12 protein-coding genes and 2 riboswitches are annotated in these 14,895 nt (G+C 53.9%); of the genes, 2 read left to right on the forward strand and 10 right to left on the reverse strand.

The genetic code is table 11. The annotated features are described in order from the left end of the window. Window positions 1–107: 107 nt before the first annotated feature. The 4 genes from GE107_RS11650 to GE107_RS11665 all read right to left on the reverse strand — a co-directional run bounded on the left by GE107_RS11650 (window position 108) and on the right by GE107_RS11665 (window position 4,251). Window positions 108–1,745, reverse strand: coding sequence for a spore germination protein (locus GE107_RS11650; protein ID WP_370636362.1), 1,638 nt, complete (start codon window positions 1,743–1,745; stop codon window positions 108–110). 49 nt (window positions 1,746–1,794) lie between these two features. Further along, window positions 1,795–2,244 (reverse strand): stage V sporulation protein AB, encoded by a 450-nt coding sequence (locus GE107_RS11655; RefSeq protein ID WP_219640099.1) that lies wholly within the window; start codon window positions 2,242–2,244, stop codon window positions 1,795–1,797. Next, entirely contained in the window at window positions 2,213–2,854 is a 642-nt protein-coding gene (locus GE107_RS11660) for a stage V sporulation protein AA (protein ID WP_219640101.1), read from the reverse strand. The genes GE107_RS11655 and GE107_RS11660 overlap by 32 nt, the downstream gene beginning before the upstream one ends. Before the next feature lie 743 nt (window positions 2,855–3,597). Then, entirely contained in the window at window positions 3,598–4,251 is a 654-nt protein-coding gene (locus tag GE107_RS11665; RefSeq protein ID WP_219640103.1) for a hypothetical protein, read from the reverse strand. Window positions 4,252–4,314: 63 nt separating this feature from the next. On the opposite strand from GE107_RS11665, the gene GE107_RS11670 reads away from it, so the two are divergent. After that, the gene (locus GE107_RS11670) at window positions 4,315–4,923 is read left to right on the forward strand and encodes a hypothetical protein (protein WP_219640105.1); all 609 of its coding nucleotides are present in this window, start codon (window positions 4,315–4,317) and stop codon (window positions 4,921–4,923) included. On the opposite strand, the gene sigF is transcribed toward GE107_RS11670, so the two are convergent. The 4 genes from sigF to GE107_RS11690 form a co-directional block, all read right to left on the reverse strand. Then, window positions 4,901–5,662 carry an RNA polymerase sporulation sigma factor SigF gene (gene sigF / locus GE107_RS11675; RefSeq protein ID WP_219640107.1) on the reverse strand — a complete coding sequence of 254 codons (762 nt, stop codon included), beginning with the start codon at window positions 5,660–5,662 and terminating at the stop codon, window positions 4,901–4,903. The genes GE107_RS11670 and sigF overlap by 23 nt on opposite strands. Before the next feature lie 22 nt (window positions 5,663–5,684). Then, a complete protein-coding gene (gene spoIIAB, locus GE107_RS11680) occupies window positions 5,685–6,131 on the reverse strand; it encodes an anti-sigma F factor (protein ID WP_219640109.1) in 447 nt (148 codons plus the stop codon). Then, window positions 6,128–6,481 carry an anti-sigma F factor antagonist gene (gene spoIIAA / locus GE107_RS11685; protein ID WP_219640112.1) on the reverse strand — a complete coding sequence of 118 codons (354 nt, stop codon included), beginning with the start codon at window positions 6,479–6,481 and terminating at the stop codon, window positions 6,128–6,130. Before spoIIAA ends, spoIIAB begins: the two co-directional genes overlap by 4 nt. Window positions 6,482–6,637: 156 nt before the next feature. Continuing rightward, window positions 6,638–7,783, reverse strand: coding sequence for a D-alanyl-D-alanine carboxypeptidase family protein (locus tag GE107_RS11690; protein WP_219640228.1), 1,146 nt, complete (start codon window positions 7,781–7,783; stop codon window positions 6,638–6,640). Between the two features lie 276 nt (window positions 7,784–8,059). Here GE107_RS11690 and GE107_RS11695 point away from each other — a divergent pair, with 276 nt between their 5' ends. Beyond that, entirely contained in the window at window positions 8,060–8,758 is a 699-nt protein-coding gene (locus GE107_RS11695; RefSeq protein ID WP_219640114.1) for a class D sortase, read from the forward strand. 156 nt (window positions 8,759–8,914) lie between these two features. Here the strand turns inward: GE107_RS11695 and GE107_RS11700 are convergent, their stop codons facing one another. After that, window positions 8,915–9,730, reverse strand: a complete 816-nt coding sequence (locus GE107_RS11700; protein WP_219640115.1) for a transglutaminase-like domain-containing protein — start codon at window positions 9,728–9,730, stop codon at window positions 8,915–8,917. 12 nt (window positions 9,731–9,742) lie between these two features. After that, a riboswitch (cyclic di-GMP riboswitch) is annotated at window positions 9,743–9,824 on the reverse strand. 42 nt (window positions 9,825–9,866) lie between these two features. Continuing rightward, a riboswitch (cyclic di-GMP riboswitch) is annotated at window positions 9,867–9,948 on the reverse strand. Window positions 9,949–10,072: 124 nt separating this feature from the next. Next, on the reverse strand, window positions 10,073–14,545 hold the full coding sequence (locus GE107_RS11705) for a SpaA isopeptide-forming pilin-related protein (protein ID WP_219640117.1): 4,473 nt from the start codon (window positions 14,543–14,545) through the stop codon (window positions 10,073–10,075). Between the last annotated feature and the right edge of the window lie 350 nt (window positions 14,546–14,895).

Consider the following 14,895-nt stretch of genomic DNA (forward strand, 5'->3'; position numbering starts at 1 on the left):
GATTGTCGACCTATCCGGCATTTGCACAATTTACCCTGAGTATAACGGAAAAGAGACGCGCAGAAAATGGAGAATTTGCCGGATCATTTGCACTCGTCCACGCCAGGTTATGTCGGCTGCTTTCGGCTTTGCTTGGTACGGTTGAGGGACGGACGGGTTTTGTTTGCCGGCATTGGCTTTCGAACGAGAATCGAGAGCAACGCGGAACCATTGAAGGGGATAAGCGGCCATAGATAGGGGGAATTGAACGATCTCTCCAGCGCCAGGAACAGAAACAGAAGCGTCGTACCGATGACGAATCCCGGCATTTTGAAGAAATACACGGCGACGAGCAATCCGAGACGGACGATCCGGTTGGCAAGCCCCAGCTCGTAGCTTGGCGTGGCGAACATGCCAATGGCGGATACCGCCATGTACAGAATGACCTCATTGATGAAAAGCCCCGTTTTGACGGCGATGTCGCCAATCAAGATGGCGGACAGCAGGGTCATCGCGGTGACGAGGGGAGCCGGCGTATGGACCGCGGCAAGCCGCATCAGGTCAACTCCGATTTCGGCGATCAGGAATTGGATGATGAGCGGCAAATCCCCCGTCTTTTCGGCGCCGACGAACCATAGCCAGTCGGGACGCACGGACTGATTTTGCGCGTATAGGAACCATAGCGGCATCATGAACATGGAGGCGACAATACCAATATATCGCACCCATCGCAAATAGGTACCCATGAAAGGGTTTTGCCGGCTTTCTTCCGCGTGCTGCACCAAATCGAACAGCGTAGTCGGCAGCATCATGGCGCTCGGAGAGGTGTCCGTAAACAAGACGACCGAACCATCCAGCATTTGGGCGGCCACGACGTCGGGGCGTTCGGTGTAGCGCACGAGCGGAAAAGGGCTCCAGCCCTTGTGAACCGTCATTTCCTCGAGTTGCTTGTCCGCGAGGGGAAGGCCGTCGACTTGGACTTTCTTGATCTTGTCCCGGACCGACTCCACCAGTTTCGGGTCGGCGATGTCTTCGATGTAGCCGATGCAGACGTCCGTTTGGCTCCTCAAGCCGACCTTCAGAATTTCGAACCGGGCATGGCGGTCGCGAAGGCGCCTCCGGACGAGTCCGATATTCATGAGCAGCGTCTCGGTGAACCCGTCCCTGCTCCCGCGGACGACCTTCTCCAACACCGGCTGCTCGGGGTTCCGCGCCGGATACTGTTTGGCGTCGATGAGCAGGACGGCGGCTTGACCGTCGATATAGAACGCAGTATTGCCCATCATGACCTGATCCGTCATCTCTTTGAAAGAATCCGATTTCTTGATCTGCATCGCCGGCACGTATTGGGTCAAATACGCCTCGAGCGCTTCGTGGCTGAGCGTCGACGCATCCAGGTGGGACAGACGCTTCAGCACTTCGTTCATCGTCGCGTCCTTGATGAATACGCTGAGGAACAAGAACGCGATGCGGCGCTCACCGAACGGCATCTCCCGAACCTGGACCTCGAAGCTTTTCTCGAAACCGACTTCGCTCTTCAGCTTTTCTTTCCAGCTATCCAAATCCGCGGGGATACGGTCATCGGACGGCCCCCGGCTTGCGTCCTTCTCGCGGCCGGATTTCCTGGCGATGTCCTCCTGGCCGCCTCCCCGATTCGGTTTCTCCTTGCCATCCGTATGGTCTTTCGCTTGGTCTTCCGTCCGGTCTTCCAGCGGCCAATCCATGCCGACGGGGAGCTCCATGCTTCCATGAACAGTCGGTTCCACGTTCGTACCTCCTCTAATCGGGAGTTTGACGGAGTCAAACTCTCTCTTTTCATAATTGAAACCACAGCCAATCGATCAAAGATCCGGCCACTTTGCCCAACACCATCGCCATCAGGAGAGAGAATAAATAAGGCTTCAGACGGAGCTTTTTCGACAGAATCGGCAGTACGTTCAGCACCTCCGTCAGGGCGGCGGCGAACATCCCGACGAATACCCCGTGGAACACGGCAGGAATGAGAAGAAATCCGTCGGGCCATCCCAGGATCCAGCCGAACTGGTCCGCGCAGCACCAGTACAACGCGCCGCCCAGAATCGCGGACTCGAAAACGCCGGAACGCAGGTAGGCCTTCGTCAGCTGGACAAGCCGGGGAATGAGATCCAGCACGATCAGGAGCGCCACAAACGCGCTTCCGACGGCAAACCCGCCGGCCAGTCCAATGACCGCGAGCAGCGTTCCGGTCAACCACTCAACCACCTCGATCGCGCGCCTCCTCTTCATCGTGCTTTTTGCGGTACTCCTCCGTGATGATGTAATGGTTCACGTTTTCCTGATACATGAACATTTCCACTTCCAACGGATTCGGCTCATCGCTCCTGCGTTTGCGAAGCAGTCGGTTGAAGAACAGCAGCATGCCGAGCCCTACCCCAAGCGAATACGGGATTTGGAACAGCCAGGGATGGCGCTCCTGCCGGCCGACGATCAATTCCGTGATCCTGCGTTGAACGGCAGGCATGTTGACGTCGGCATGGAAATTCATCAGCGCCATGCCCGAGCCGAAAAAAAGCATCAGCCAAGCCAGCGAGAGCAGGATGAGCCGAGGCTTGCCTTCCGAGGCGGGCGCGACCTCGATCAGCACGTGCGGTTCGCCGAACGTTTCGACCGTCATGCCGGGCAGCGCCTCGCGAACGGCTTTGACGACCTGCAGCATGTCGATGACCAGCATGCTCCCGTCCTCCGGCCGAACCCGGTGCAGCGGCATGCGCCGGAGCTGCTGCTCATGTCCGGATTCCGTGACGAGCCGCGCCACCTGGCCGAGCGTGATGACGGAATCCGGCGGCACGACGATGCGGCGCCGCATCCTGACGTAGACGACGGACGACTTTTCCATGCGCACCCTCCCCCGGATGGCCTTTCCGGTTAGTATGGTTAAGTATCGCAGGGGATAGTCGGATTTTCCGGTATGCTGAACCGGATACACAGCTGCAGCCGGGTTTATCCGGGTTACAGAGGTCAGACGTGCGGTTTGAGGTGCTGTAGCCGGGTTCTTCCGGGTTACAGCGGTCTGGTGGGCGGTTTGAGGTGCTCTAGCCGGGTTTTTCCGGGCTACAGCGTTCTCGCGAGCAGGTTCCGGCGTTGTAGCCGGGTTTTTGCGGGTTACAGCCGTCTGGAGGGCGCTTTTAGGTGCTCTAGCCGGGTTTTTCCGGGTTACAGCGTTCTCGCGAGCAGGTTCCGGCGTTGTAGCCGGGTTTTTCCGGGTTACAGCGGTCTGGTGGGCGGTTTTAGGTGCTCTAGCCGGGTTTTTCCGGGTTACAGCGGTCTCGCGAGCGGTTTGAGGTGCTCTAGCCGGGTTTTTCCGGGTTACAGCGGTCTGGCGAGCGGGTTCCGGCGTTGTTAGCGGGTTTTTCCGGGTTACGGTGTTCTCGCGAGCGGGCTCCGGCGTTGTAGCCGGGTTTTTCCGGGTTACAGCGTTCTCGCGAGCAGGTTCCGGCGTTGTAGCCGGGTTTTTCCGGGTTACAGTGGTCTCGCGAGCGGGTTCCGGCATTGTAGCCGGGTTTTTCCGGGTTACAGCCGTCTGGAGGGCGATTCCAGGTGCTGTAGCCCGGGTTTTCCTGGCTACTGCGGGGCTCACCATTAAAGAACGTAGTGTGTGGCTTTGGGCTCAAGCGCGAAATCATGAAGACGGCTCGCTCCCCGCCCGACTGACTTAATCAATCCTTTTTGCAACATGCCCCGAAGGATTTGCCGGCATGCATCTTCTTTACGCTGGGTGCACTCTTGCACATCGTTTAGCTTAAAAGTTCGATTCAGATATAATGCATACCGAATCGTTTCCCGCTCGTAGATCGTTAAATCCCGATATGCATTGCCCGGTAGGACCGTTTGTCTGCCGATCAGCTCATAAAGGGTACGACGACAATATTCTGGTTTCTTGTCCAACTGGTCCCAGCTAAATGGCATGTATGTAATGCCGCGAGTTCCTGCCGTGCAGATTCTTACCAGCTCGAAATCAAATCGATCTCGTGTAATATTCTGCGCATGCGGTACGAACCCAAGACACTCCACCGCCCAGCGGAAAAGGCTATCATAATAAATCCTCACACCTGTGTTGCTAACTACTTCATACTTCAATACGATCCCTTCGAGAGAGTGCAACACCGGCCTGAGCGCTTCGCAAAACAGCTTTTTCTCGCCGGTCTTGTCCTTACGCAACATATCCAGCCTCTGTCCCTCCGCCGTACGGATCTGTTCCTCCAATAAACGATCAAACTCATCTTCAAACTTCATCAATATCGCCTCCGGGTGCCGAAAAAGCAAAAACGCCGCCTGCCCGGGTCGGGCAAACGGCGTATGCTTTACGCTGCATTTGATTTTGGCTATACGTTAACAGAAAAGAAGCAATTTGTCTACAGCTGGTGCGTTTGGTGTGTTTGGTGCGTTTGGTGCGTTTGTGCGTTTGTTGCGTTTGGTGCGTTTGGTGCGCTTGGTGCGTTTGTTGCGTTTGTTGCGTTTTTTGGTGCGTTTGGTGCGTTTGGTGCGTTTGGTGCGTTTGGTGCGTTTGGTGCGTTTGGTGCGTTTGGTGCGTTTGGTGCGTTTGTTGCGTTTGTTGCGTTTGTTGCGTTTGTTGCATTGATGCGTTTGGTGCGTCTGATGCGTTTGGTGCGATTGTGCGTTTGTGCGTTTGTTGCATTGATGCGTTTGTTGCGTCTGATGCGTTTTGTTTGTGCGTTTGTTGCGTTTGTTGCGTTTGTTGCGTTTGTTGCGTTTGTTGCGTTTGTTGCGTTTGTTGCGTTTGTCCGCTGTTTCCTCTGTGTTTGTTGCGTTTGGTGCGTTTGTGCGTTTGTGCGTTTGTGCGTTTGTTGCGTTGTTTGCGTTTGTTGGTTTGTTTCGTTTGTTGCGTTTGTTGCGTTAGTCCGCTGTTTCCTCTACGTTCCTGCTACTGCGCAATCTGGTCCTTGATATTCTGCAGGATCTTCTTCTCGAGCCGGCTGACCTGCACCTGCGAGATGCCCAGCCTGCTGGCGACCTCCGACTGCGTCTGGTCGCGGAAGTAGCGCAGGAACACGATCAGCCGCTCCCGCTCGGTAAGCGATTGGATCGCCTCGGTCAGCGCCAGCTTGTCGAACCATCGCTCCTGCGAATCGTCGGCGATTTGATCCATCAGCGTGATGGGGTCCCCGTCGTTTTCGAACACGGTTTCGTGGATGGACGCCGGCGGTTTGTTCGCCTCTTGGGCGAAGACGATTTCCTCTGCCGTGACGCCGAGCTCCTCGGCGATTTCGCCGACGGTCGCCGCGCGTCCCAGCCGTTTTGCGAGCTCGTCCTTCACCTTGCGGACCCGGTTGGCCATCTCCTTGAGCGAACGGCTGACCTTCAGGGTTCCGTCGTCGCGCAGGAATCTCTGAATCTCCCCGATGATCATCGGAACCGCATAGGTGGAAAATTTGACGTCGTACGAGAGATCGAACTTATCCACGGATTTCAGCAACCCGATGCAGCCGATCTGAAACAGGTCGTCGCTGTCGTAACCGCGGTTCGAGAACCGCTGCACGACGGACCAGACGAGCCGGATATTGCTGTTCACGAGCGTGTCGCGAGCAGTCGTATCGCCGGCTTGGCTGAGCGCGATGAGGCGTTTGACCTCCGTGTCATCCAGATATGCCGGCGGCGACGATGAACGCTTAAATTCCCATTCCATGCCTCCAACCCCTGCCGCGCGGTTAATTGAACAACGCTTTTTTGGATTCGATCCGTTTCTTCATCGTCAAGCGGGTGCCGCCTCCGGGGCTGCTTACCGCATCGAATTCGTCCATGAAATTCTCCATGATCGTGAAGCCCATGCCGGAGCGCTCCAGCTCGGGACGGGAGGTGAACAGCGGCTGGCGGGCCAGCTCCAAATCCTCGATCCCGTTCCCCTCGTCGCTGACCGACAGCTCGAACGTATCCCCGCTAATGACGGCTTCCAATGTAACGATCCCGTCTGGCTGATTGTCGTAACCGTGAATGATCGCATTGGTCACCGCTTCGGATACGACGGTTTTGATTTCGTCGAGCTCCTCGAGCGTCGGATCCAGCTGCGACACGAACGCCGCGATGGCCACCCGCGCGAATCCCTCGTTTTCGGACCGTGCTGCGAACGTCAGTTTCATGAAATTGCGACCGCTCATGATACGACCTCCAGACTGGCGAGCGCCGAACGTTCGGACTCGTGCAGCGACAAAATTTTGAAAAGCCCCGACAACTCGAACAACCGTTTTACGCTCGCTTGGGCGTCGCACACGACCATTTTGCCGCCGCGGCTTTTCACGAGCTTGTAACGGCCCAGAATGACGCCCAGCCCGGAGCTGTCCATGAACTGCAACTCTTTCAAACTGAGTACGACGTGCTCGCACCGGCCTCTCAGGATCGCATCCTCCATTTTGAAACGGACGATGTCCGCGGTGTGGTGGTCCAATTCCCCTTTCAGACGAACGATCAGCACGTTGCGGTGCTGTTCGAGCTCGACTTGCAAACTCATGCCGGTCTACCTCCCCCGTGAAAGCTTAACTGTCCATTTCTACGACCCCTAGTGCCTTTCCTGCCCCCCGACAAAACTAGAAAAGACACCCCTCGACCCGACAGAATACGGCAAAAGGGCGGCGACGCGATCACCGTCCTTCCGCCCTTCTTCCCGTCATTTGGACAGGAACAAATGACCCGCCGACCGCTTGAACAGCGTCCACCAACCCGCCCGGTCGACCGAAAGCGGCGATTCCACCGGAAACTCCTTCAGCACTTGGTCGCCGCGGTAGACGATCAGCTTGCCGACCGTTTGTCCGGTCCGGACCGGAGCTTTCACGGAGGAATTCAGCACCAGCTCGTGGCGGATGCCTTGCCCGGCATCCCCTTTCTTCAGCAGGACGCTGTAAGAATGCTTGGCGACAAGCGGCACTTCGGCTTTGACGCCTTTCTCGACCGTGAGCGTGCCGATCGGATCCCCTTTCTTGTAAATCGGCACGTTCGTGTATTGCGCGAATGCGTAATCGAACAGGTGCGTCACTTCCGCGTTGCGCGTTTTCGTGTTCGGTTCTCCCATGACGACGGCGATCAGGCGAAGGTTGTCCCGGCGCGCCGTGGCGGACAGGCAGAATTTGGCTTCGCTGGTGAAGCCGGTTTTGAGCCCGTCAGCCCCATGGTAGAAGCGAACCAGCTTGTTCGTGTTCACGAGCCAGAACGGCTTCTCGCTGTCCTTGCGCAAATAGTCCTGGTACAGCCCCGTGAATTTCGTGATTTTCTCGTATTTCAGCAGCTCCCGGGACATGATCGCGATATCATGCGCCGAGGATTCATGGCCGGAGGCGGGCAAACCGTTGCAATTCGCGAACTTCGTATCGGTCATCCCGAGTTCCTTGGCCCTGTCGTTCATCATGCGGACGAATTCGGCCTCGCTCCCCGCCAGCTTCTCCGCGAGCGCGACGGAAGCGTCGTTCCCGGACGCGAGAGCGACGCCTTTGAGCATGTCTTCCACCGTCATGACTTCGCCGGCTTCCAGGAAGATTTGCGACCCGCCCATTGACGCCGCATACTCGCTTGTTTGGACTTTGTCGGTCATCTTGAGTCTGCCTTGGTCGATGGCCTCCATCACGAGCAGCATCGTCATGATTTTCGTGATGCTCGCGGGCGGAAGCGGGACGTGGCTGTTTTTTTCGTAAATGACGGTGCCGCTGTCCGCGTCCATCAAGATGGCGGAACGAGCGTTCGGAGCCAGGTCCGTAACGGGTTGGGCGGGAACGGGCTCTTTCGCGAAGGCGGCGGGAGCAGCCGAGAGCGAGGCGATCATGACTCCTGCGGCCAGTACAAGCGGCAGATGGAAACGCTTTGCGTTCAAATCGGGTTTTCCCCTCCTGCAGGCCCAAATTCGGCCATGGTTTCTTCTTCCATCCAGTCTGTCCGAAGGGGAAGCAAATTATTCCATGATTGGAGCAATCAACCTCGATGAGTTCGGGAGATGTGGAAGATTAGCTAGAGAGGGGCAGCGGGATGTTCAGGTTTTGTTGAGATTCTTCAGGTAAAATAAGAGTTCGGAGAATGACGAGGGTTGGAAAGCGGGAGGAAAATGCCATTGAAAAAGCTGTCTTATCTGATCATATTCGCAGGCGTTACGCTGATTCTGTATCCGTATGTTAGAGAGAAATACGACGATTGGGTTCAAAACCGGCTGTTGACGGAGGCCGAACGGTCGGTGGAAGGAAACGGAGGCGGAGACCGGCTGCAATCCGAATACGATCGGCTCAGTCATCTGCTGGAGCTGGGTCTGGATGGTTCGGAGGACCGGGAGTCCGAACCGCCTTCGGCATCGAGCGAAGGGGAATCGGCGGCGAATTCACCGAAACCGAATCATAACGATGCGGCCGTGATCGCCATCGACAAAATCGATTTGAAGCTGCCCGTGCTGGAAGGAGCCACGGCCAAGAACATGCGATTCGCGGCCGCCCATCTCACGGAAACCGCCAAGCTCGGCGAGCCGGGCAACGCCGCCATTGCCGCTCATCGCGCGCGCACGAAAGGCAGGCTGTTCAACCGGTTAAACGAGCTCAAAGCCGGCGACGCGATCAAAATATCCACGAACGGCGGCGAATGGGAGTATATCGTTGAGAAGACATTCCGCGTCAAGCCGACCGATGTTTCCGTATTAGAGGATAAGAACGGGGAGAGCTGGTTGACCCTCATTACCTGCGATCCCTTGGTCAATCCGACCCATAGGCTGATCGTGCAAGCTAAGCTGGCTGAGCGAAAGACGAAGGTAAGCTCATAGTTTTGATTATTTCTATTGCAATGGGTGCGGGTGCTTCGATGAATAAACGTTGCGGCGCCGTTTCTTTCGTCGGATGGATGCAAACCGCACACGCATTGCTGACATTCAAACGACCCCTGCCCGGGTGCCGGGCAGGGGTCGTTTGCGTTCCATCGCTTAATAGATTTTTTCCGCCTGATAATCGGCCGCCTTCTTGGCCATCACGGTCTTATTACCCGCTGCTTGGTTGCCTGCATCGACCGTCGTATCGACGACGACCCATTTTCCGTTCAGCAGAACTTCGTTCCACGCATGATATTCGGTTACCGCAGTCGAGGTGCCCATGACGACTTTCGTCGGAATACCTTCGCTGCGAAGCATGGCAGCGAACAAGGACGCGTACCCGTAGCAAATGGCTTTGCGGGAAACAAGCGTCTCATCCAAATCGGGCACGTACTCGCTTTGCACCTTCTTGGCGAGCTCTTTGTCGTAGCGGATGCTTCCTACAACGTACTTATAGATAGCCGTTACCTTCTGAGCGTCCGTCTTGCTGTTGCGGGTCAATTCCTTCGCTTTGGCAACGGTTTTGGAGGCGTTCACCCAATCGACGTTCTGCACCGGATTCAGAAACACGTCTGAAGCCTCATCTACCTTGACTTCCACGGTTTTCATTGCGGCGATTCGGTATTTATTGCCCGACACGTTCTCCAGCACCGCTACCTCGTAGCTTCCGTCCCCCATCTGAACCGGGAACCATTCCGTCTCCAGTGGTGAAGATTTCATCAGCGAGTACACGTAGGCGGAATCGCCTTTCTTGATTCTTACTTTCGTCAGAATATCGTTCTTCATCTCATAGCGTATACCGACGGCGCCTTTATCCAGGCGTGACGTGACCAGCCATCCATCGGCCGTATCCGAATTGGCGAACGCCCAAGAGGGCATCAGAAACATAGAGAGTAGAAGAATCGAAATCAATTTCATTATCGTACGCATAGATAAACTCCTTTCGGTAGCTGGCTGCCACCCTTGCGGGGAAGGCCCTGTAGCTTTGCGTCCCTGTCTTTCGACAGGTTTGCCGTTGTCGAGTTGTTCCACCTAAGCTACTAAACAAACAAAAAAAGCCGCTGTCTTCGGTAGCTGGCTGCCACCCTTGCGGGGAAGGCCCTGTAGCTTTGCGTCGCTGCCTTTCGACAGGTTTGCCGTTTATCGGATATGGCTTGTCATATATTGTATTATAGACCATCATCCTCATTATGGCAATCAAAATATGAGTGAAATGTCAAATGCGAAAAAAGAAGCCTGCTGATCCCAGCAGGCCTTGTGAATGACTACCGACTACGCTTTTCGATTTTGTCTCCTTCTAAGAAGCAGGATGACTCCTCCAATTACGACCAAGCCAAGCCCTGCAAGTTGCATCGGCAGATGGCTCTCTTCTCCCGTTTTCGGCAATGTCTTGCCAGGGACAGCACCCGTAGCTCCGCCACGCGGCACTTTCTGCACGTCCACCTCTACGAGCACTTCTTCTTGGTTGCCGTCTTTGTCCGTAACGACAATCGTGAAGGTATCTTTGCCCGTGTACCCTTTATTCGGCGTGTATTTCCACTTGCCGTCCGGATCAACGGTAACGGTACCGTGCTTCGGTTTCTCGCTGATTTCGGCTTTGCCGCCTTCCGGTACGACTACCTCGCCCGTTTTGGGCTTATTTTCCGGTGTCGTCACGTTCTCTTTGGGCTTTGCGGGCTTTTCAGGATTGCCTGGTTTGCCCGGGTCTACTGGTTTTTCCGGGTCTACCGGTTTATTTGGATCTACCGGTTTTTCCGGGACTACCGGTTTTTCTGGGTCAGTCGGTTTTTCCGGGTCTTTCGGTTTATCCGGGTCTGTCGGCTTCTCCGGATCCGGTTGTTTCGGCGGATCGCTCGGAGTTCCGCCTCCTCCGCCGGAGGAGGGAATCCTTACATTGGTTTTCTCAACGGAAACGGCCGTTATTTGTGTATTCGTGATCACGAAATCCACTGGAGTTTGGTCCAATTTGTAACCGGCCGGCGCTTGGATTTCGACAAGTTGATAACGATTCGGCGGCAAATCTTCCAACATGAACTCGCCGTTGAGGTCCGTCGTGAGTTTTGAAGCATCGATGCTTGTGACCTTTTCGTAAATATCATTGCCATCGAGATCAATAAACGGCGTCCGGGCTTTCAATTCGAAGACGGCACCTTGAAGCGCCGCGCTTTTATCCGCATTGAATTTCTTCAAGCGGACGGAACGCACGTTTTCTTTGTTTTCGATCGTGAGTACCGTCAACGATTTATCGATGGCGACATCCGTTTCGGGCTGCTCTATCACGTATCCGTCGGCTTTCGTTTCAACCAACTTATACTGGCCGTAAGAAAGGTTCGTAAATTGGACCACGCCGTTTACGTCCGTCTTGCCCGTAGCCACGACGACGTCAGAAGCATCGCGAAGCTCGAATTCCACTCCCTCAATGACGGACTGATTCTTCGCGTTTACCTTCGTAATCGTTAAAGTTCCGTTTGAACCCCGAACGTTCGTTTTGGAAAGTTTGACGATCTCGGTTTGGTTGGCCACGATGGTAAAGGGAATCGGCGTCGCATCCAGGTCGTAAAATTGAGGAGCCTTGATTTCCGTAAGCTTGTAGTTTCCGGCCGGCAAATCGCCCTTGGCGATTCTCCCGTCAGTGCCTGTAGTCAAAGTGTCCACAACCGTGTCGGTTGTATCACGCAGTTCGAAAATCGCGCCTTCCAATTTTTTTGTCGGATCCGCGGCATCCGTCTTGATCAGTTCGAAGCCTTGGCGGATCTTTTTATTCACGATTTTAAACGGAACGGCGGAATCTTTGAAAGATATCTTTTTGCCTGCGCTGTAATCAGGATCAACCAAATAGCCGCTAGGAGCAGACACTTCCTTCAGCGTGTATGGCAATCCGGTTGTTTTGTTCAACCGGTAACTTCGCTTTGTTATGGCTTTTCCGTCCGCGTCCGTAACGAGGGTTTCTAACAGCGTCGTTCCTGCCGCGTTGTACAGCTCGAACTTAACGCCTGGAAGCGGCTGATCCCGGTCGTCGGTTTTGACGATTTGAATTTGCCCGTTTCCGGTCGAAGTTCCCCCGCCCGCATCGGCGAGTGCCACTTTGACACCTTGTTGTCCATCGGAGCCGATGACCGATTTCGACTGACCCGCGAATTGGACATTATTCCCGATCCGCTCTCCATCGTCGGCATTAATAAACGATTGATATTCTAACAGGTAGGCCGTGGTCAAGGCGTTCTTGAAGGTTATTGTGAATGTGTTGCCCGTCACGTTAAGCTCGTAATCGGCTGCATCCACCAGCCCGGCTTTGGTCGAGACATTGCCGGAATTATCCGCAGGTATACTCGTTTTATACAACTTAAACGAATCCGCCAGCAGGATTTGGTTATCCGATAACGTATCCGTGACGACGGAACCGGCCGCGACATAAGACTGGCTCGGGTTGATATTCACCGTCCAGGTCGCGCGGTCGGTCGTTCCTTCTTGTTTGCCGGTTTTATCAATGTATTTCCCGCCATGCATGGGCGTGACCGTCGCGGATTGGTTAAAGATTGGTGTGCCGGACTCGCTGTCTTGCAGCGTTGCGCCGTTCGAATACGATCCTGCGATCTTATATCCGTCCGCAGGGTTCAGCTTCGTCTTGTACTGAATCCGATAGGCTGTTTTTCCGATGTTGCCCAGCTTCAGTACGAAGCCTTGGCCGTCGGGATTCAATACGAATTGACCATCGGTCAGTGTAACCGGATCGCCGATTTTAAACGTATTATTGCCCGATTGCAGCTCCAGCTTGTTCACGGTTAAGGAATCAGTGACAAGAGCTTGCGATCCTTCCGTGGCGGTATAGTGGTCTTTGATTATCGCATCTTGAATGTCATAGAGATTATAGTTGACGTCGATCGTCCAAAGGATCGTTTTATCCGCGGCGTTGTACTCGCCCTTTTTCTTGCCGTTGTTGATCGTGTAATCTTGCGGGGTTACCGCAGCGCTTTTGGTAATGGCGGTTTGACTGACTCCGCTTTCCTTCCAATTGATCGTCCCCGTATTGGTATACTTATTGCCCGGAGGCATGCCTGCCGTCGGATCGAAGGAAGTCGTATAGGTGATAACAACCTTGTCTTGGATAACGACTCCGGTCTTCAACTTAAGACGAAAGCCGCTTTCGTAATTCGTGTCCCCGGAAACGACCTCCAGCACGAAATCAGCCGGGTCCGCCCCCGTCACCTGAATGCTAGCCGGGGCCAGCTTCATATGCATGCCGGCGTAATCATCGGTAATGACAATGTCCGACATGTCTTTTTGATCTTGATTGATGACCAAGTTCCAGGTAATTATTTTGTTCTGGAAATCTTCCTTGTTAACGCTCTTCGCGAAAATAACTTCCTTGAGACGTTGCGTTAAGATTTTGGTTGCGTTATACGTCGTAACCGTGTTCGAAACATCTCTATCTACATATACACGATTGACCGCTCGGAGCGCATACTCGATATCGTACGCTTTGGTAATCCCGGCAGCCTCGTTGAACTTCAGTTTAAAGCCGCCGTCAAACCCGGTGCCAACCCCTTGTACGGAATACTGACTTGAATCGACAAGCGAACGACCGCCCGCAGTCCCATTCGCATTTATTGTAACTTCGTATACTTTAAGGGATGTGGGGATCAACTCAAACTCTGCCGTATCAAAAGTATCTTCCATCCAGGCATCCGTTTGAGAGATCGATTGTTGGTTGTAGTTGTATTCGACCTTCCAGTAGACCGATTGGGTCACGGAATCGTAACTGAGGATTTTCTTCTTCAACGGCTCGTTGAAGCTGATCGTCGTTTTCGCGACGGCCTTTTGTTCCGTGATATTGTTTCCCGTCAACGACGCGGAGTTCGCGTATTCCACATTCGTGAAAGGCGCTGTCGTTGGTGCCGCGACGCTCGTCGTGTAGGTTACGCGGTAGGCATTATTAATATCGCCCAACGCAACAGGAAACGCGGTTTCCGTCGTGCAATCGGAAGGGACCTTCGATTTAAGAGATCCGTCCAATTGTACTTGCATCTTGCAAATTTGAATGTTGCCTTTCAGGGTCAGCCCGGATGGCAACGTATCCGTCAATTGAGCATTTTTTATTTCATTTTCGCCTTGATTGAATTCCAAGGTCCAAACGATTTCATCCGAGTTGAAGTTGTTCTTGTTGGCTTGGGCGGTTTTCTTCAACCCGTCTGTGGCGGTATTGGCGAAATGGACTGGGATCGCTGTGGTTTTTCCATCGTAGTTGAAATCGATTTCGTGCTCCAGGCCGTCTCCAAGATTGCTTTGGTCGAATTTCAGCCAGACATAAAAATACCCTGCATATCCTACCCCGCCATTGATGCTATCATTAAACGTAAACGTAACCGTTCCATCCGTCTCGACGACAAAATCGCCGACGCCGCCCGTTAATGATCCTGTCAACCGAGATGGAACCTGCAGCTCCGAAGGCAGGCTGAAGGTATAAGTGTCACCACCTTGGTAGCCATGGTTGTCCGCTAAATCCCAACTGTAGATAACGGCCACTTCTTTGTTGACGTCTGGCCTGACGTCCTGGATCTTATCCCCTTGTGGGGTTAGGGTTCCGTTTTCATCAAAAACCGGTTTCTGATTGTAAACGGCTACGCTCGTAATCAAGCCTGACATTGCGGTTGCGGCATCGACGCGTATGAGCGTAGAAGGCAAAACAATGCTTAGCGTTAAGAGCAGCGTTAAAAACAAGTTCATTGGGTTTTTCAATTTCGACATATGCGAAAACTTCACCTCACGTTTTGTCTACTTCCATAAAAATGTCGCACTTCCACCGTGCGATGAAGTCAGTTGTTTATACGCTTCATCGTTAACCCCCGTCCTCCCGCATTCATAATTACCTGGCAATTTATGCAACTTATGTGGGCAGCCATTGTATTTCAGGATACACCATCAAAATCAACAAAATCTAAACAAATTGGTAATCACATGGATTATCGAAGAAAAACTCAACATGTCACGCTCGGACGGGCGCCGCAAACAAAAAACACCCGGGTTTCGGGTGTTTCTTCTGCTTTCGGCCTTTCTGTTATCGACCTTATATAAGCCTATACGTCGGAATTGACTCA

This window comes from Cohnella sp. CFH 77786, assembly GCF_019400745.1.
In the GTDB taxonomy this organism is placed as follows: Bacteria; Bacillota; Bacilli; order Paenibacillales; family Paenibacillaceae; genus Cohnella.